Source organism: Ideonella benzenivorans (genome assembly GCF_020387415.1).
In the GTDB taxonomy this organism is placed as follows: Bacteria; Pseudomonadota; Gammaproteobacteria; order Burkholderiales; family Burkholderiaceae_C; genus Ideonella; species Ideonella benzenivorans.
In genome coordinates this window covers 239,128-256,333 of sequence record NZ_JAGWCB010000018.1, presented here as the reverse complement: position 1 = coordinate 256,333, position 17,206 = coordinate 239,128, and the positions used below count along the sequence as shown (strand labels likewise).

General features: G+C 70.6%; 18 protein-coding genes. 8 read left to right on the top strand and 10 right to left on the bottom strand.

What is annotated here, in order from left to right:
* Positions 1-75: 75 nt before the first annotated feature.
* Positions 76-441, top strand: coding sequence for a hypothetical protein (locus KGA65_RS17580; protein WP_225864421.1), 366 nt, complete (start codon positions 76-78; stop codon positions 439-441).
* A gap of 37 nt (positions 442-478) precedes the next feature.
* On the opposite strand, the gene rsmI is transcribed toward KGA65_RS17580, so the two are convergent.
* Complete coding sequence (rsmI, locus tag KGA65_RS17575; RefSeq protein WP_225864420.1) at positions 479-1,411, bottom strand: 16S rRNA (cytidine(1402)-2'-O)-methyltransferase; 933 nt, start codon at positions 1,409-1,411, stop codon at positions 479-481.
* Here rsmI and KGA65_RS17570 point away from each other — a divergent pair.
* The 3 genes from KGA65_RS17570 to KGA65_RS17560 all read left to right on the top strand — a co-directional run bounded on the left by KGA65_RS17570 (position 1,410) and on the right by KGA65_RS17560 (position 3,176).
* Positions 1,410-1,817 carry a YraN family protein gene (locus KGA65_RS17570; protein WP_375142652.1) on the top strand — a complete coding sequence of 136 codons (408 nt, stop codon included), beginning with the start codon at positions 1,410-1,412 and terminating at the stop codon, positions 1,815-1,817. The two genes, rsmI and KGA65_RS17570, sit on opposite strands and share 2 nt — an antisense overlap.
* Before the next feature lie 69 nt (positions 1,818-1,886).
* Positions 1,887-2,492: an SIS domain-containing protein gene (locus KGA65_RS17565; RefSeq protein ID WP_225864419.1), complete on the top strand. Its 606-nt coding sequence runs from the start codon at positions 1,887-1,889 to the stop codon at positions 2,490-2,492.
* A 45-nt stretch (positions 2,493-2,537) separates the two neighbouring features.
* Positions 2,538-3,176, top strand: a complete 639-nt coding sequence (locus KGA65_RS17560; protein WP_225864418.1) for a BON domain-containing protein — start codon at positions 2,538-2,540, stop codon at positions 3,174-3,176.
* Between the two features lie 4 nt (positions 3,177-3,180).
* Here the strand turns inward: KGA65_RS17560 and KGA65_RS17555 are convergent, their stop codons facing one another.
* From KGA65_RS17555 to KGA65_RS17540, 4 genes are read right to left on the bottom strand one after another with little or no spacing between them, the layout of a single operon-like run.
* Entirely contained in the window at positions 3,181-4,074 is an 894-nt protein-coding gene (locus KGA65_RS17555; protein WP_225864417.1) for an NAD(P)-dependent oxidoreductase, read from the bottom strand.
* Between the two features lie 13 nt (positions 4,075-4,087).
* A complete protein-coding gene (locus KGA65_RS17550) occupies positions 4,088-5,224 on the bottom strand; it encodes a PilT/PilU family type 4a pilus ATPase (RefSeq protein ID WP_225864416.1) in 1,137 nt (378 codons plus the stop codon).
* A 32-nt stretch (positions 5,225-5,256) separates the two neighbouring features.
* Positions 5,257-5,910: a cyclic nucleotide-binding domain-containing protein gene (locus tag KGA65_RS17545; protein ID WP_225864415.1), complete on the bottom strand. Its 654-nt coding sequence runs from the start codon at positions 5,908-5,910 to the stop codon at positions 5,257-5,259.
* Between the two features lie 31 nt (positions 5,911-5,941).
* A complete protein-coding gene (locus tag KGA65_RS17540) occupies positions 5,942-6,985 on the bottom strand; it encodes a type IV pilus twitching motility protein PilT (protein ID WP_225864414.1) in 1,044 nt (347 codons plus the stop codon).
* A 61-nt stretch (positions 6,986-7,046) separates the two neighbouring features.
* Here KGA65_RS17540 and KGA65_RS17535 point away from each other — a divergent pair, with 61 nt between their 5' ends.
* Positions 7,047-7,748, top strand: a complete 702-nt coding sequence (locus KGA65_RS17535) for a YggS family pyridoxal phosphate-dependent enzyme (protein WP_225864413.1) — start codon at positions 7,047-7,049, stop codon at positions 7,746-7,748.
* 6 nt (positions 7,749-7,754) lie between these two features.
* Here KGA65_RS17535 and KGA65_RS20965 read toward each other — a convergent pair whose 3' ends face one another.
* A complete protein-coding gene (locus KGA65_RS20965) occupies positions 7,755-7,889 on the bottom strand; it encodes a hypothetical protein (protein ID WP_255650606.1) in 135 nt (44 codons plus the stop codon).
* A gap of 196 nt (positions 7,890-8,085) precedes the next feature.
* The gene (locus tag KGA65_RS17530; protein WP_225864412.1) at positions 8,086-8,577 is read right to left on the bottom strand and encodes an Lrp/AsnC ligand binding domain-containing protein; all 492 of its coding nucleotides are present in this window, start codon (positions 8,575-8,577) and stop codon (positions 8,086-8,088) included.
* Between the two features lie 95 nt (positions 8,578-8,672).
* Here KGA65_RS17530 and KGA65_RS17525 point away from each other — a divergent pair, with 95 nt between their 5' ends.
* Positions 8,673-11,705 (top strand): L-glutamate gamma-semialdehyde dehydrogenase, encoded by a 3,033-nt coding sequence (locus KGA65_RS17525; protein ID WP_225864411.1) that lies wholly within the window; start codon positions 8,673-8,675, stop codon positions 11,703-11,705.
* A 37-nt stretch (positions 11,706-11,742) separates the two neighbouring features.
* Here the strand turns inward: KGA65_RS17525 and mnmH are convergent, their stop codons facing one another.
* Positions 11,743-12,819: a tRNA 2-selenouridine(34) synthase MnmH gene (mnmH, locus tag KGA65_RS17520; protein WP_225864637.1), complete on the bottom strand. Its 1,077-nt coding sequence runs from the start codon at positions 12,817-12,819 to the stop codon at positions 11,743-11,745.
* A 75-nt stretch (positions 12,820-12,894) separates the two neighbouring features.
* On the opposite strand from mnmH, the gene selD reads away from it, so the two are divergent.
* Positions 12,895-13,947 (top strand): selenide, water dikinase SelD, encoded by a 1,053-nt coding sequence (gene selD / locus KGA65_RS17515; RefSeq protein ID WP_225864410.1) that lies wholly within the window; start codon positions 12,895-12,897, stop codon positions 13,945-13,947.
* A gap of 15 nt (positions 13,948-13,962) precedes the next feature.
* Here the strand turns inward: selD and KGA65_RS17510 are convergent, their stop codons facing one another.
* Complete coding sequence (locus tag KGA65_RS17510) at positions 13,963-15,237, bottom strand: Glu/Leu/Phe/Val family dehydrogenase (protein ID WP_225864409.1); 1,275 nt, start codon at positions 15,235-15,237, stop codon at positions 13,963-13,965.
* 195 nt (positions 15,238-15,432) lie between these two features.
* Between KGA65_RS17510 and proC the strand changes: the two genes are divergently transcribed.
* Entirely contained in the window at positions 15,433-16,266 is an 834-nt protein-coding gene (gene proC / locus KGA65_RS17505) for a pyrroline-5-carboxylate reductase (RefSeq protein ID WP_225864408.1), read from the top strand.
* A gap of 4 nt (positions 16,267-16,270) precedes the next feature.
* Here proC and ubiA read toward each other — a convergent pair whose 3' ends face one another.
* Complete coding sequence (ubiA, locus tag KGA65_RS17500) at positions 16,271-17,176, bottom strand: 4-hydroxybenzoate octaprenyltransferase (protein WP_225864407.1); 906 nt, start codon at positions 17,174-17,176, stop codon at positions 16,271-16,273.
* Between the last annotated feature and the right edge of the window lie 30 nt (positions 17,177-17,206).

The following is a 17,206-nucleotide window of genomic DNA, read 5'->3' as shown; positions in this document are numbered from 1 at the left end:
TCCCTATCTCCGGCGTTGAACCTGCACCCGGGGCATGGCATGGTGCCCCACCCGCACGTCGAAGGAGAACCTCCCATGAACCGCATCACCTCGCCCCTGACCTGGACGTTGGCCGCGCTGATCGCCGGCGCCAGCTTTGCCGCCAGTGCCCAGACCGCCACCCCGCCGGAGCGCGGCGCCAGCACTCCGCACATCAAGCTGCGTCAGCAGCGCGAAGCCGCACGCATCAACCAGGCCGCTTCGACTGGTGAACTGACCCAGCGCGAGACCAACCGCCTGGACAACCAGCAGCAGCACATCGACAACCTGGAAACCAAGGCCGCCGCCGATGGCAGCGTGACGACCCAGGAACGGGCACGCGTGCGTGCCGCCGAGCGCCGCGCCAACCGTGACATCGCGCGCAAGGCCCACAACCAGCGGGCACCCTCCGCGGCGCAGTGAGCGCTGATGCTCGGTTGAACCCTTGCGTCCCGTGGGTTCAGTCGGCGTCGCTGGCTTGGCGCTGCTGCAGCGCACGCTGGTAGAGCGCGTTGCGCGGCGCGCCGCTCAGCTCCGCGGCCAGGGCCACGGCCTGCTTGAGCGGCAGCTCGCGCAGCAGCACCTGCAACATGCGCTCGGCTTCGGCGGGCAGTCCGTCCTCGCTGGGGGCGGCCGGTGCCGGCGCATGCAGCACCAGCGCGAACTCGCCGCGGCGCCGCTGCGCGTCGGCCGCGAACCAGGCTGGCAGCGCCTGGGCGGGCAGGGTCTCGATTTGTTCGAACTGCTTGGTCAGCTCGCGGCAGACCGTGACCGGCCGGTCCGGCGCGCAGGCCGCCAGCCGGTCCGCCAAGGCCTCGATGCGGTGCGGCGCTTCAAACAGCACCGTCGGCACCGTCTGGGCCAGCGCGGCCTGCAAGGCGGCCTCGCGCTCCTGCCCCTTGGCGGGCAGAAAACCGGCGAAATGAAAGCCGGGACCGTTGTCGCCGGTGCAGCCGGCGGCGCTCAGGGCGGTGACCACCGCGCTCGGGCCGGGCAGCGGCAGCACCCGGTGGCCGGCGGCGCGCACCTCCCGCACCAGCACCGCCCCCGGATCGGACACCGCCGGTGTGCCCGCATCGCTCAGATAGGCCACCCGCTCGCCGCGGGCCAGGCGGTCCAGCACCTTGGCGGCCGCGGACTGCTCGTTGTGCTCATGCACCGCCACCAGCGGCTTGTCCAAGCCCAGGTGGCGCAGCAGGCCGGCGGTGACCCGGGTGTCCTCGCAGGCCACCGCATCGGCCAGGGCCAGGGCCTGCACGGCCCGCAGGCTGAAATCCGCCAGATTGCCGATGGGGCTGGCCACCACATACAGCGTGGCGGCCGGATACTGCTGGCCGCCGGCCGCGAGGGCGGCGGCCTGCAACAGGGACAAGGAGGCGGAGGTGGCGCTCATGGGTCGTGCAATGCCAGGGAACAGCCCGGCGACTTCGCGCCCGGCGCGGGCGCTGGTCGGCGCGCAGGCCGAAGACCGGGCGCTGGCCTATCTGCAGGCCCAGGGCCTGCGCTTGGTACAGCGCAATTATCGGGTGGCCCGCGGGCCATCCCGGCGCGGGGGCGAGATCGACCTCATTCTGCGCGCGCCCGACGGCACCTTGGTCTTCGTCGAGGTCCGGGCCCGGCAGGACGGGGCCCATGGGGGCGCGGCGGCCAGCGTCACCCCGGCCAAGCAGCGCAGCCTAGTCTACGCGGCCCAGCATTACCTGCTGCGGCTGTCCCGACTGCCGCCCTGCCGTTTCGACGTGGTGGCGGTGGACGGCGAGCAGCTCACCTGGCTGCCGGCGGCCTTCGAGGCCGCTTGAATCCGGGGAACTTGTGGGCCTGCCGGCCGTCCCAAGGCAGTGCACCGCCCGCGCTTATGATCGGCGCCCATGCTTGAAGCCCGTATCCAGCACCACTTCTTCGAAACGGCGGACCTGCTCTACCAGGTGGCCGAATCCCTGTCCCGCCCCATCGCCGAAGCCGCGCAGGCCGCGGTGGGTTGCCTGACCGCCGGCGGCAAGCTGCTGGCCTGTGGCCAGGGCGGGGATGCGGATCTGGCCGCGGTGCTGTGCGGTGCGATGACCTTCCGTTTCGAGCGCGAGCGCCCGCCGCTGGCCGCGCTGGCGCTGGGCCCCGGCCTGGGCCGTCCGCTGGCGCCGCCGCCGGCGCCAGGGCATGGTGAAGACGCCTTGTCCGCGCAGTTGCGTGCCTTGGGGCAGCCCGGGGATCTGCTGGTCGTGTTCGCCGGCCTGCAGAACGAAGACCCCGCCCTGCGCGCGGTGGTGCAGGCCGCCCACCAGCAGGAGATGAGCGTGGTGCTGTTCACCGGCGGAGACCCGGGCGCCTGGCCGGATCTGCTGGCCGAAACCGATGTCTGGGTGCCGGTGGCCACGGCCCGGCCGGCCCGGGTGCGCGAGCTGCATCTGCTGGCCGTGCATGCGCTGTGCGATGCCATCGACATCCAGTTGCTGGGCGACGACGCATCGCCGGCCTGACACCCGAGGGGCCGTACCGTGCTCCTCTTTCCCGAGAACGCATCCATGATCAAAGCAAGCCGAATCCTGACCCTGGCCAGCCTGCTGGCCGCCACCCAGCTCCTGTCCGCCTGCGCTCCGCTGCTGATCGGCGGTGCCGCGGTGGGCGGTGCGCTGATGTACACCGACCGCCGCACCTCCGGTGCCCAGGTGGAAGACGAGGCCATCGAAACCAAGTCCTACAACCGCATCCGTGAGGTGGTGGGCGACCGCGGCCATGTCAACGTCACCAGCTACAACCGGGTGGTGCTGCTGACCGGTGAGCTGCCCACCAGCGCCGACCGGGAGGCCGTGGCCCGTGCCGTCTCTGGCGTGGAGAACCTGCGTTCGGTGGTCAATGAGACCGCGGTGATGCCCAACAGCTCGCTGGGCTCGCGGTCCAGCGACCTGCTGGTGACCAGCAAGGTGAAGGCCACCCTGTTCGACGCCAAGGACGTGCAGGGCCACGCCTTCAAGGTCGTGACCGAGCGCGGCGTGGTCTACCTGATGGGCATCGTCACCGAGCGCGAGATCAACCGCGCCACCGAGCTGGCCCGTTCGATCAACGGCGTCGAGAAGGTCGTGCGCGTGACCGAGGTGGTCAGCGAAGACACGCTCAAGGCGCTGCAGCCGGCGCCGGCCGCCTCCGGCGCGGCGCAACCCTGATCGTTCAGCGCAGGCGGCGGATCAGGCTGGAGGTGTCCCAGCGGCCGCCGCCCATCTCCTGCACATCGGCGTAGAACTGGTCGACCAGCGCGGTGACGGGCAACCGGGCGCCGTTGTGGCGGGCTTCGTCCAGCACCAGGCCCAGGTCCTTGCGCATCCAGTCGACGGCAAAGCCGAACTCAAACTGGTCGTCCACCATGGTCTTGCCGCGGTTGTCCAGCTGCCAGCTCTGGGCTGCGCCCTTGCCGATCACGTCCAGAACCAGCTTCATGTCCAGCTGGGCCTGCTGACCGAAGGCCACGGCCTCAGACAGGCCTTGCACGAGGCCGGCGATGCAGATCTGGTTGACCATCTTGGCCAGCTGGCCGGCACCGGATTCGCCGATGCGGGTGACCGCCCGGCTGAAGGCCATCGCCACCGGCTTCATGGCCTCGAACGGGGCCAGCTCGCCACCGCACATCACCGTCAGCACGCCATTGACCGCACCGGCCTGACCGCCGGAGACCGGCGCATCGACGAAATAGCGGCCGGCCTGGCGGGCCAGTTGGTTCAGCTCCCGGGCCACCTCGGCCGAGGCCGTCGTGTGGTCCACGAAGATGGCGCCTTCCTTCATGCCGGCGAAGGCCCCGTCGGGGCCCAGCACGACCGAGCGCAGGTCGTCGTCGTTGCCGACGCAGGCGAACACCAGGCTGGCGCCCTCGGCGGCCTCGCGCGGCGTGGCCGCGGCCCGACCGCCGTACTCGGCCACCCAGGCCTGGGCCTTGGCGGCGGTGCGGTTGTAGACGGTGACCTCGTGGCCGGCCCGCTGCAGGTGGCCGGCCATGGGATAGCCCATCACGCCCAGGCCCAGAAAGGCCACGCGTTGGGAGGGGATGGAGTCGTAGGTCTTGGTCGTCATGGGGTGAAACAGGTCAGACGATGGTGAGGTGCTCGGTGCCAGCCGACAGGTCGCCGACGTGGGCGCGCTTGCTGTTGAGCTTGATCTGCAGCCGCAGGTCGTTGACCGAGTCGGCGTTGCGCAGCGCGTCCTCGTAGGTGATGGCGTTGGCCTCGTAGAGGTCGAACAGCGCCTGGTCGAAGGTCTGCATGCCCAGCTCGCGCGAGCGCTTCATCAGCTCCTTCAACTCGCCGACCTCGCCCTTGAAGATCAGGTCGGCCATCAGCGGCGTGTTGAGCATGATCTCGACCGCCGCGATGCGGCCACGGCCCTCCTGGCGCGGCAGCAGGCGCTGCGAGATCATGGCCTTGAGGTTGAGCGACACGTCCATCAGCAACTGGTCGCGCTTCTCTTCGGGGAAGAAGTTGATGATCCGGTCCAGCGCCTGGTTGGCGCTGTTGGCGTGCAGCGTGGCCATGCACAGGTGGCCGGTCTCGGCAAAGGCGATCGCCAGCTCCATGGTCTTGCGGTCGCGGATTTCGCCCATCAGGATCACGTCGGGGGCTTGGCGCAGGCTGTTCTTCAGCGCGATGTCCCAGTCCTCGGTGTCGATGCCGACCTCACGCTGGGTCACGATGCAGTTCTTGTGCGGGTGCACGAACTCCACCGGGTCTTCCACCGTGATGATGTGGTCGCAGGCGTGTTCGTTGCGCCAGTCCACCATCGCGGCCAGCGACGTGGACTTGCCCGAGCCCGTGGCGCCCACCAGGATCACCAGGCCGCGCTTGCTCATCGCGATGTCCTTGAGGATCTGCGGCAGGCCCATCTCGTCGATGGTGGGCAGCTCCGCCGGGATGGTCCGCAGCACCATGCCCACGTGGCCCTGCTGCATGAAGGCGCTGACGCGGAAGCGGCCAATGCCCTGCGGCGAGATCGCGAAGTTGCACTCCTTGGTGCGTTCGAAATCGGCCGCCTGCTTGTCGTTCATGACGGCCCGGGCCAGCGCCACGGTGTGCGAGCCGGTCAGCGGCTGCGGGGACACCTTGGTGACCTTGCCGTCGACCTTGATCGCGGGCGGGAAGTCGGCCGTCAGGAACAGGTCCGACCCCTTGCGCGCCACCAGCAGTTTCAGCAGGTCGTTGACGAATTTCGAGGCCTGGTCGCGTTCCATCGCAGTTCTCCGTGAACGGGTCGTCGGGGGATTCATTCCGTGCCGCCGCGGGCCAGCTGCACCGACAGGCGGGCACTGACCTGGCGCAGCCGCAGGGACAGCCGCTTGGCGATCCAGGCCAGCAGCGCGGCCGCCAGGCGGGGGTCGTCGTCCATCATCGCCGCCAGGGCCTGGCTGGGCAGGACGGCCGCGATCAGCGGCGTCAGCGCGGTGCAGGAGCAGAAGCGGGTGCCGCCGTCGAGCACCGACATCTCGCCCAGCACGTCACCCGCGCGGGATTCGTTGATGCGCACCTTGGCGCCGGAGGGCTGCAGCCGGTCGTCGCCGACCACGCCCTGCAGCAGCACGACCAGGTAGTCGCCCTGTTCGTCCTGGCCGATGATCTGCCGGCCGCTGTCGACCTGTACGAACTCGAAGTAGCCGCCCAGCACCGCCAAGTCCAGGCCTTCCAGCCCGGCGAACACCGGGTCCTGGCGCAGCCACTGCAGCAGCTGGGCCAGGCCCTGGGCCGTGTCGTAGGGCCGGGCACCCAGCGCCGAGGCGCGCTCGTGCCAGGGGGCCATCAGCCGCGTGTCCTCCTCGCGCTCCATCACCTGGGTGGCGAAGAAGCTGCTGTCGTCGGGGCGGGGCGACGGCGTGTCAGCGGTCTCGGGCGAGCGCAGGAAGCGGCTGAGCAGGTGTTTCACGGCAGTGGGTGGACAACGGCGGGTGGGCCGATCAGCCCGGGAAGTTCTCGGGGAACTTGGCCTTGAAGCGGGCTTCGGAGGCGGCCACGACATTGCGCCGCACCAGATCGGCCAAGCACTGGTCCAGGGTCTGCATGCCTTGGCTCTGGCCGGTCTGGATCGACGAGTACATCTGGGCCACCTTGTTCTCGCGGATCAGGTTGCGGATGGCCGAGGTGCCGATCATGATCTCGTGCGCGGCCACCCGGCCGGTGCCGTCCTTGGTCTTGCACAGCGTCTGCGAGATGACCGCCACCAGGGACTCGGACAGCATGGCGCGCACCATGTCCTTCTCGGCGGCCGGGAACACGTCGACGATCCGGTCGATGGTCTTGGCGGCGCTGCTGGTGTGCAGGGTGCCGAACACCAGGTGGCCGGTTTCGGCGGCGGTCAGGGCCAGTCGGATGGTTTCCAGGTCACGCAATTCGCCCACCAGGATGGCGTCCGGGTCCTCGCGCAGCGCGGCGCGCAGCGCGTTCGAGAAGCTGTGCGTGTGCGGGCCCACCTCGCGCTGGTTGACCAGGCACTTTTTGGATTCGTGCACGAATTCGATCGGGTCTTCCAGCGTCAGGATGTGGCCGTACTCGGATTCGTTGAGGTGGTCCACCATGGCCGCCAGCGTGGTCGACTTGCCGGAGCCGGTCGGGCCGGTCACCAGCACCAGACCGCGCGGCTTGAGCGCCAGATCGCCGAACACCGGCGGGCAGTTGAGCTGCTGCAGCGTCAGGATCTTGGACGGAATGGTCCGGAACACCGCGCCGGCGCCGCGGTTCTGGTGGAAGGCGTTGACCCGGAAACGGGCCAGCCCCTGCACCTCGAAGCTGAAGTTGCACTCCAGCGTGTCCTCGTAGTGCTTGCGCTGCACGTCGTTCATGATGTCGTAGACCATCGCGTGAACCTGCTTGTGGTTCAGCGGCTCGACATTGATGCGACGCACATCCCCGTTGACGCGGATCATCGGCGGCAGGCCGGCGGAGAGGTGGAGGTCCGAGGCCTTGTTCTTGACCGAGAAGGCCAGCAGCTGGGTGATGTCCATGGCGTGGTGGTGTGGGTTCCCTGGGCGCCCGGGGCGGGGCGTCGTTTATGCTCGCACAATCATGGTCAGTATCGCGCAGAACCTACAACAAGTGCGTCGCCGCCTGGCCGACGCCTGTGCCGCCGCGCACCGTCCGGCCGACAGCGTGATGCTGTTGGCGGTCAGCAAGACCTGCCCGGCCGAGGCCGTGCGCGAGGCCCATGCGACGGGGCAGGCCGCCTTTGGCGAAAACTATGTGCAGGAGGCCCTGGCCAAGATTGAGGCCCTGATCGATCTGCGGCCGCAGCTGCAATGGCATCTGATCGGCCCGCTGCAGTCCAACAAGACCCGGGTGGTGGCCGAGCAGTTCGACTGGGTCCATTCGGTGGACCGGCTCAAGATCGCCGAGCGGCTGTCCGAGCAGCGGCCGGCGGGGCTGCCGCCGCTGCAGGTCTGCCTGCAGGTCAACATCAGCGGCGAGGCCAGCAAGAGCGGCGTCACGCTGGATGAACTGCCGGCGCTGGCCCGGGCCGTGGCGGCCCTGCCGCGGCTGGCGCTGCGTGGCCTGATGGCGATCCCGGAGCCCGTGGACGGGCTGGCGGCCCAGCGCGCGCCGCACCGCCGGCTGCGCGAGGCCTTCGAGGCCTTGCGGGCCGAGGGCCTGGCGCTGGACACGCTGTCGATGGGCATGAGCGCCGACCTGGAAGCCGCGGTGCTCGAAGGCGCGACGCTGGTGCGCATCGGCACCGCCATCTTCGGCGCGCGCCCCCGGCCGGCGGCCTGAACCCGTTCAGGGCTGCGGACCGGGCGGGGCGGCGGGCAGCTCGGGCCCGTCGCAGAACCAGCCTGTCCAGGCCGGGTCGTCCGGGTCCAGCGGCACTTCCTCGACCGACAGGCCGCTTTGCAGATCCAGGCTGGAATCCATCCAGCCACCTTCGTTTGCTTCGTGGACTGCGCGCTCACCCTGTGGCGCGCGGGAAGCGGGGTTCGGGGTCAACCAGGAGCGCATGACGGGCCTCGACTGCAGGCGATGAGGGAAGAACGCGGACCCCATGCTCCCGATCACCGCCCGGGGCGTCATCACCCCGGCGGGTGTGACGTGCGCGACATCCCTAGAGGGCTCAGAAATCCAGCGCGGTGGTGTTCTTGACCTCCTCCATCACCGCGTAGGTGCGGGTCTCGCGCACCCCGGGCAGGGTCCAGATCACCTCGCCGACGAAGGTGCGGTAGGCCGCCATGTCCGACACCCGGGTCTTGAGCAGGTAGTCGAAGCCGCCGGCCACCAGGTGGCACTCCAGGATCTCCGGCCGCACTTGCACGGCCGCCCGGAAGGCATCCATCACGTCGTGCACCGTGCGGTCCAGCAGCACCTCGACGAACACCATCAACCCGGCGCCCAACTTGGCCGGGTTCAGGCGGGCCTCGTAGCCCAGGATGTACTGCTCGCGGGTCAGCCGCTTGACCCGTTCGAGCACCGCGGTGGGTGACAGGTGCACCTCCTCGGCGAGCTTCAGGTTGCTGATGCGCCCGTCCCGTTGCAGGACCCGCAGGATGCGCAAATCGGTCTTGTCCAGCCCTTTGTCTTGATCAATTGACTCCAAAGTGGCTTTCATGCCTTTGAAAACTCCAATAAATCAGTAAAACGCCGAATCTCGTGCGTTGATTGTCGACATAAGCTGAGAAATCATCCAGTCAGGTTTCTACTGCCATGAACGCTTTCGCTGATTTCTCCGTGCCGCCTCAGCGGCAACGCCTGCCATTTCCGTACCAGCCGGAGGTCCAGGCCCTGGCCGCGGCCCGGGCGCGGCTGGGGAGCGGGCTGGACTGGGCGGCTGCGATTGCCGTCGCCACGCCCTGGGTGCAGGCCGTGCGGGCCCAGCCGGCGCCGTTCTGGGCCATGGAGTCGCTGCTGCGCGAGTACCCCATCTCGCGGCCCGAAGGCCTGGCGCTGATGCGGCTGGCCGAGGCCCTGCTGCGGGTGCCCGACGTGGAGACGGCGGTGGCGCTGACGGCCGACCAACTCGGCCGGGCCGACTTCAGCGCCAACGACGGCAGCGGCGGCATGCTGGCTGGCCTGTCGGCCACGGCGCTGGCCATGTCGCAGAAGTTCCTGCCGGGGGCGGGAGAGCCCTCCGGCCTGCTGGCCCGGCTGGGGGCGCGCAGCGTGGTGGCCGCCACGGTGCGGGCCATCCAGCTGCTGGGTCGGCAGTTCGTGCTCGGCCGCACCATCGAGGAAGCCCTGGGCGAAGCCGACAAGCAGCGCAAGGCCCAGCCGCAGCTGCGCTTTTCCTACGACATGCTGGGCGAGGGCGCCCGCACCGAGGCCGATGCCGCGCGCTACCAGGCCGACTACCTGGCGGCCATCGCCGCGATCGCCCGTCGCCAGGGTGGCATGGCCACGGGGCCGGAAGGGCGCGACGGCATCTCGATCAAGCTCTCGGCGCTGTTCTCCCGCTATGAGGACGCGCAGCGCGAGCGGGTCTTCGCCGAGCTGCTGCCGCGGGTCTGGGCGCTGATCGAGCAGGCCGCCGCCGCGGACATGAACCTCACGATCGACGCCGAGGAGGTGGACCGGCTGGAGCTGTCGCTGGAGTTGCTGGACGCCCTGGCCGAGCGCATCGCGACGGCCCTGCCGCGCTGGCGCGGCTTCGGCCTGGCGGTGCAGGCCTACCAGACCCGTGCTCTGGCAGTGGTGGACGAGGTGGCCGCCATCGCCCGCCGCCACGGGCTGCGCTTCATGGTGCGCCTGGTCAAGGGCGCCTACTGGGACGGCGAGGTCAAGCGCGCCCAGGAGATGGGCCTGCCGGCCTACCCGGTCTTCACCCGCAAGCCGCACACCGATGTGAACTACCTGGCCTGCGCCCGCGCCCTGCTGGCGCACCGCGACGTCATCTTCCCGCAGTTCGCCGGCCACAACGCCGGCACCATCGCCGCCCTGCTGCAGATGGCCGTACAGGCCGGCGCGGTGCCGGGCCAGGACTTCGAGCTGCAGCGCCTGCACGGCATGGGCGATGGCGTGTTCCGCGAGGTGCTGAAAGACCCGCGCGTGTCCTGCCGCGTCTACGCCCCGGTGGGCGAGCACCGCGACCTGCTGGCCTACCTGGTGCGCCGCCTGCTGGAAAACGGCGCCAACTCCTCCTTCGTGCACCAGTTGGCCGACCCGAGCGTGGCCCCGGCCGAGCTGCTGCGCTCGCCGCTGCTGGAGGCGCACGACGGTGCCGGCCCGGCCGAAGGCCTGCCGCTGCCGCGGGACCTCTATGGCACCGAGCGGCCCAACGCGGCCGGCGTGGACCCGACCGGCCTGGACAGCCGCCAGCCCCTGGCCACCGCCATCGCCGCCACCCGGGTGGACGCCGTGCCGCTGGCCGGCGAGGCCGACGTGGCCGACGCCATGCAGCGCCTGGGCCAGGGCTGGGCCAGCTGGGCCCACCGGCCGGTGGACGAGCGCGCGGCGGTGCTGCGCCGTGCCGCCGACGCGCTGGAAGCCCGCCTGCCCGAGTTCTGCGGTCTGCTGGTGAAGGAGGCCCACAAGACCCTGGGCGATGCCATTTCCGAAGTGCGTGAGGCGGTGGACTTCTGCCGCTACTACGCCCAGCAGGCCCAGGCCCGCCTGCAGCCGCAGGAATTGCCCGGCCCCACCGGTGAGCGCAACACCCTGCGCCTGCACGGCCGCGGCGTCTTCGTCTGCATCAGCCCCTGGAACTTCCCGCTGGCCATCTTCACCGGCCAGGTGGTGGCCGCGCTGGTGGCCGGCAATGCGGTGGCCGCCAAGCCGGCCGAGCAGACCCCCGCGGTGGCCGCCCGCATGGTGGCCCTGCTGCACGAGGCCGGCGTGCCCGCCGATGCGCTGGCGCTGCTGCACGGCCCGGGCGAGACGACCGGCGCCGCGTTGGTGGCCCACCCGGCCACGGCCGGCGTGTGCTTCACCGGCTCCACCGCGGTGGCGCGCATCATCAACCGCACGCTGGCCGCCAAGGACGGCCCCATCGTGCCGCTGATCGCCGAGACCGGCGGCCTCAACGCCATGGTGGTCGATTCCACCGCCCTGCCCGAGCAGGTGGTCGACGCGGTGGTGCAGAGCGCCTTCCGCTCGGCCGGCCAGCGCTGCTCGGCCCTGCGCCTGCTGTGCCTGCACGAAGGCGTGGCCGACGGCATCCTCGCCATGCTGCGCGGGGCCATGCAGGAGCTGCGCCTGGGCGACCCGGCCGACTGGGCCACCGATGTCGGCCCGGTGATCGACGACGAGGCTTTCCAGAACCTGCAGACCCAGATCGCCCGGCTGCGCCGCGAGGCCACGCTGATCGGCGAGACGCCGCTGCCGGTCGGGGCCACCGTGCCGCGCCTGGTCGCGCCGGTGGCCTTCGAACTCGCCAGCGTGGGCCAGCTGCAGCAGGAGCTGTTCGGCCCGGTGCTGCACGTGGTGCGCTGGTCGGGTGACCCGGCCGCGCTGGTGGACCAGATCAACGCCCTGGGCTACGGCCTGACCTTCGGCCTGCAGACCCGCATCGACAGCCGGGCCGAGCGCCTGGCGGCGCAGGCCCGCATCGGCAACGTCTACGTCAACCGCAACATGATCGGCGCCGTGGTGGGCGTGCAGCCCTTCGGCGGCGAGGGCCTGTCGGGCACCGGCCCCAAGGCCGGCGGGCCGCACTACCTCTACCGCTTCTGCGCCGAGCAGTGCGTGACCATCAACACGGCGGCGGCCGGCGGCAACGCGGCGCTGCTGGCCGGCGGGCACTGAATCCGCCAGGGGCGTTGGCAGGGCGTCGGGGCGCGGTTCAGGCCGCGTCGCCGCCCAGCGCCCGCAGCGTGGGCACCAGCGCGTCGATCGCCTCGGGCGTCAGCCGCTCGGTGGGCAGTGGCAGGGCGTCGGCGATGCGCAGGAAGTTGCCGCGCTGAGAGCGGGCATAGGCCGGGTCGTAGTGCTCACGCATCAGGGCCTCGAACAGCGGCGCGAGCTCGCCGGCGCGGGCCCAGGCCTGCCAGCGGGCCAGGGTGTCGTTGGCCAGCAGCCCGTGCAGCCGGCCCAGGGTGTCGGCCAGCTGGGCGCCGTCCCGTCCCAGGTAGGCATAGTCGCGCAGCAGGTACTCCAGCCGCGCCGCCGCCGGCGCCTGCACCGTGAGGCAGGGGCTCTCGCGCAGCCGGTCCACCAACGCGTTGGGCAGGGCGATGTGGCCGATCTTGCGGCTCTCGGCCTCGACGAACACCGGCCGGCCCAGGTCGAAGCCGGCCAGCGCCAGGGCCAGCCGGGTCTCGAAGGCCTTCTGCGAGGGCTGTTCAACCCCCGGCACCGCCCCCAGCACCGAACCCTTGTGGGCGGCCAGGCCTTCCAGGTCCAGCACCTGGGCGCCGGCCCGGGCCGCGGCCTGCAGGATGGCGGTCTTGGCGCTGCCCGTGGGGCCGCACAGCACCCGCAGCGGCAGCTGCGGCGCCAGGGCGTCGATGCGCTCGATCACGTGGGTGCGCCAGGTCTTGTAGCCACCGCGCAGCTGCACGGCCGGCCAGCCCACCATGCGCAGCCAGGTCACCATCGAGCCGCTGCGCAGGCCGCCGCGCCAGCAGTAGACCAGAGGGCGCCAGCCGGCGGGCTTGTCGGCCAGCGGGCCGCGCAGGTGGCGGGCCAGGTTGGCAGCCACCATGGCCGCGCCCACCCGCCGCGCCTCGAAGGCGCCGACCTGCTTGTAGAGCGTGCCGACGATGCGGCGTTCGTCGTTGTCCAGCACCGGGCAGTTGATCGCACCGGGGATCGCGTCCTCGGCGAACTCGGCCGGCGAGCGGGCATCGATCAGGGTGTCGTACTGCCCCAGGTCGTCCAGGCCCACCGGATCGTGGGGAAAGGGCATGCGCCCTTGCATCGTCATGGCCGGATCTCCCGGCGGCACAATGCTGCATTCAGATTCGCCGCACGGCGGCGACACAGGACCCCTGGCATGGACACGCCCATTCAACTCACCCGTTTCTCACACGGCGGCGGCTGCGGCTGCAAGATTGCGCCCGGGGTGCTCACCGACATCCTGTCGCGCACGGCGCCGGGCGTGATCCCGCCCGAACTGATGGTCGGGATCGAGACCAGCGACGATGCCGCCGTCTGGCGTCTGAACGATGAGCAGGCCCTCGTGGCCACCACCGATTTCTTCACCCCGATTGTCGACGACCCGCGCGACTTCGGCCGCATCGCGGCCACCAACGCGCTGTCCGACGTCTATGCCATGGGGGGGCGGCCCATCCTGGCGCTGGCCATCGTCGGCATGCCGCTGGACAAGTTGCCGCTGGCCGTGATCGGCCAGATCCTGGAAGGCGGCGCCAGTGTCTGCCGCGAGGCGGGCGTGCCGATCGCCGGCGGCCACTCCATCGACGTGCTGGAGCCCATCTACGGCCTGGTGGCCCTGGGTCTGGTGCATCCGAAGCGGGTGCGTCGCAATGCCGACGCCCAGGCGGGTGATGTGCTGGTGCTGGGCAAGCCGCTGGGCGTGGGCGTGCTGTCGGCCGCGCTGAAGAAGGGCAAGCTGGACGCCGCCGGCTACGGGCAGATGGTGCACTACACCACGCTGCTCAACCGGGTGGGGACCGAACTGGCCCAGCTCGAGGGCGTGCACGCGATGACCGACGTCACCGGCTTCGGCTTGGCCGGCCACCTGCTGGAGATCTGCCGGGGCTCGAAGCTGCAGGCCACGGTGGACTGGGCGAAGGTGCCGCTGATCGGCGGAGTGGCCGCGCTGGCGCAGGAAGGCATCGCCACCGGCGCTTCCGGCCGCAACTGGACCGGCTATGGCGCCCAGGTGAGCGTGGCGGGGGGCGCGGAGATGGCCCCCTGGCAGCGCACGCTGCTGACCGACCCGCAGACCAGCGGCGGCCTGCTGGTCAGCTGCGCCCCGGCCGAGCTGGACCGGGTGCTGTCGGTGTTCCACGCCGGCGGCTTCGAGGCCGCCAGCGTGGTGGGCTCGCTGCAGGCCGGCACGCCCGGCCTGGTCGTGCAGGTCTGAGCGCCGGCAGGCCGGTCAGGGGTAGAGGCCGCGCTCGCGCCGGGCTTCGAGGATGCGCTCGCAGGCCACCGCGAAGGTGGCGGTGCGCAGCGTGATCTTGTGCTGGTCGGCCACGTCCCAGATGCGCTTCAGGGCGCCGACCATGATCTTGTCGAGCCGCAGGTTGATTTCGTCCTCGGTCCAGAAGAACGAGCTGAAGTCCTGCACCCACTCGAAGTAGGACACGGTCACGCCGCCGGCGTTGCAGATCACGTCGGGCACCACCAGGATGCCGCGCTCGGCCAGGATGTCGTCGGCCCCTGGCAGCGTTGGGCCGTTGGCGCCTTCGAGCACCAGCTTGGCCTTCAGGCGGCGGGCCCGGTCGGCCGTGATCTGGCCTTCCAGCGCGGCCGGGATCAGGATCTCGCAGTCGGTGTCCCAGAACTCCTCGTGGCCCAGGCGCTCGCCGCCGGGGAAGCCGGCCACGCCGCCGTGCTCCTTCAGCCAGGGCTGCAGCGCGGCCATGTCCAGGCCGTGGGCGTTGTAGATGGCGCCAGTGTGGTCCTGCGCGGCGACGATCTTCGCCCCGGCCTGGGCGAACAGCTCCATCGCCGAGCCGCCCACGTTGCCGGTGCCCTGCACCGCGACGCGCGCGCCGTTCAGGTCCAGGCCCATGCGGCGGGCAGCTTCCCGGCCGGTGACGAACACGCCGCGGCCGGTGGCCTTCACGCGGCCCAGCGAGCCGCCCAGGTGCACCGGCTTGCCGGTGACCACGCCGGTGGCGGTGGTGCCGGTGTTCATCGAGTACGTGTCCATCATCCACGCCATGATCTGCGGGTTGGTGTTCACGTCCGGTGCCGGAATGTCCTGCTGCGGGCCGATGATGATGCCGATCTCGCTGGTGTAGCGGCGCGTCATGCGCTCCAGCTCCTTGACCGACAGCTGCTTGGGATCGACCCGGATGCCGCCCTTGGCGCCGCCGAACGGCAGGTTCACCGCGGCGTTCTTGATGCTCATCCACGCCGCCAAGGCCATCACCTCTTCCAGCGTGACATCCGGGTGGTAGCGCACGCCGCCCTTGCCGGGGCCGCGCGAAAGGTTGTGCTGCACCCGGTAGCCCTCGTAATGCGCGATGGTGCCGTCATCCAGCTCGATCGGGATGTCGACGATCAGCGCGCGCTTGGGGCGCTTGAGGGTGTCGGCCCAGCGGGACAGCGGGCCCAGGTAGGGCAGCACGCGGTCGACCTGCGACAGATAGGTCAGCCAGGGGCTCTCGGGCGAGGGGTGGACGTAGGAAAGATCGGAAATCATGAAACGTGTCTCCATCGTTGGCTGCGTGCCGCAGGTGGGCCTCATGAGCTGTCCCGCGCCGCATGGGAGCGGACTGTAGGGCGTTCCCCCCGGCCTGTGTCGGCCACGTTATGCAAGATGCGCATGAGCCCTGCAGGCCCATCGCGATCTGTGCCGGGCCGCATGCCGGCACAGAAGCTCATACACTGGACCACCATGAGCAGCAGTACTCCTTTGAACACCACCATCGCCTTCATCGGGGGCGGCAACATGGCCAGCGCCATCATTGGCGGGCTGGTCCGCTCCGGCCATCCGGCGTCGACGATCCTGGTGATCGAGCCCTCGTCCGAGCAGGCCCTGCGCCTGCGCGCCCAACTGGGTGTGCAGGCCGAATCGGCGGCCGGCCCGGCGTTGTCGGCGGCCGGGGTGGTGGTCTGGGCGGTCAAGCCGCAGGTGTTCCAGGCGGCGGTGGCTCCCTGTGCGCCCTATGTGAGCCAGGCGTTGCACCTGTCCATCATGGCGGGCATCCCCAGCACTGCGGTGGCCCAGGCCACCGGCAGCGCCCGGGTGGTGCGGGCCATGCCCAACACCCCGGCCCTGATCGGCCAGGGTATGAGCGGCTTGTTCGCCAGCCCGGCCGTGACGCTGGACGAGCGCCTGCAGGTCGAGCAGGTGCTGGCGGCCACGGGCCAGCTGCTGTGGGTGGGCAAGGAAGCCCAGCTGGATGCGGTGACCGCGCTGTCGGGGTCTGGCCCCGCTTATGTCTTCTACCTGCTGGAGGCGATGATCCAGGCGGGTGTGGAGCTGGGCCTGAGCGCGGAACAGTCGCGCACGCTGGCCCAGCAGACCTTCACCGGCTCGGCCGCTCTGGCGGCGCAGTCCAGCGAGACCCCCGAGGTGCTGCGCCAGCGCGTGACCTCCAAGGGCGGCACGACCTACGCGGCCATCAGCACGCTGGAGGCCCGGGGCGTCAAGCTGGCCTTTGTCCGCGCCTTGCACGCGGCGGCCGAGCGGGCCAAGGAGCTGGGCGAGGAATTCGGCAAGGCCTGAGCGCTCAGCGCACCCAGCCGGCCAGCACCGTGCCGGCGAACACCGCCGCCCCGACCCAGTGGTTGAGGCGGAAGGCCTTGAAGCAGCCCTCGCGCGAGCGGCTGCGGATCAGCCACCAGTGCCAGGCCACCTGGCACGCCGCCACCGCGATGCCGGCCAGATAGGGCCAGGCCAGGCCCAGGCGCCAGCCCACCCAGGCCCACAGGCCCAGGTAGAGCGCGTAGAAGGTCATCACGCCGTTGACGTCGTGGCGGCCCAGCGTGATGGCGGAGGTCTTGATGCCGATCCTCAGGTCGTCATCGCGGTCGACCATCGCGTACTCGGTGTCATAGGCCAGCACCCAGCAGATGTTGCCCAGCACCAGCCACCAGGCGTGCGGCGGCACCGCGGCGGCGATGGCCGAAAGGCGCCAGTCCTGCCCGCCCTGGACGGCGCTGAACGCCATCGGGATGCCGAAGCTGTAGGCCACACCCAGCACGGCCTGCGGCATGGCGATGACCCGCTTGGCATAGGGGTAGAGCGAGGCCACCACCACCGCCGGCACCGACAGCCAGACCGTGGCGGCATTGGTCGTCAGCACCAGCGCGAAGGAGACCAGGGCCAGCACGGCGCCCAGCGTGAGCGCTTGCTTGGGCTGGATCTCGCCGCTGGTGACCGGGCGCTGGGCGGTGCGCTTGACGTGCAGGTCGAACTCGCGGTCGGCCACGTCGTTGATGCAACAGCCCGCGCTGCGCATCAGGATCGTGCCCAGCGTGAACACCGCCAGCACATGCCAGCCGGGAAAGCCGTCGGCCGCGATCCACAGGGCCGACAGCGTGGGCCACAGCAGCAGCAGCCAGCCGGCCGGGCGGTCCCAGCGGATCAGGTCCAGGTACAGCGAGAGACGGGAGGGGGGGGCGGCGGTGGTCATGACGGCGGGATTATCCCGTGCCCGGCTGTC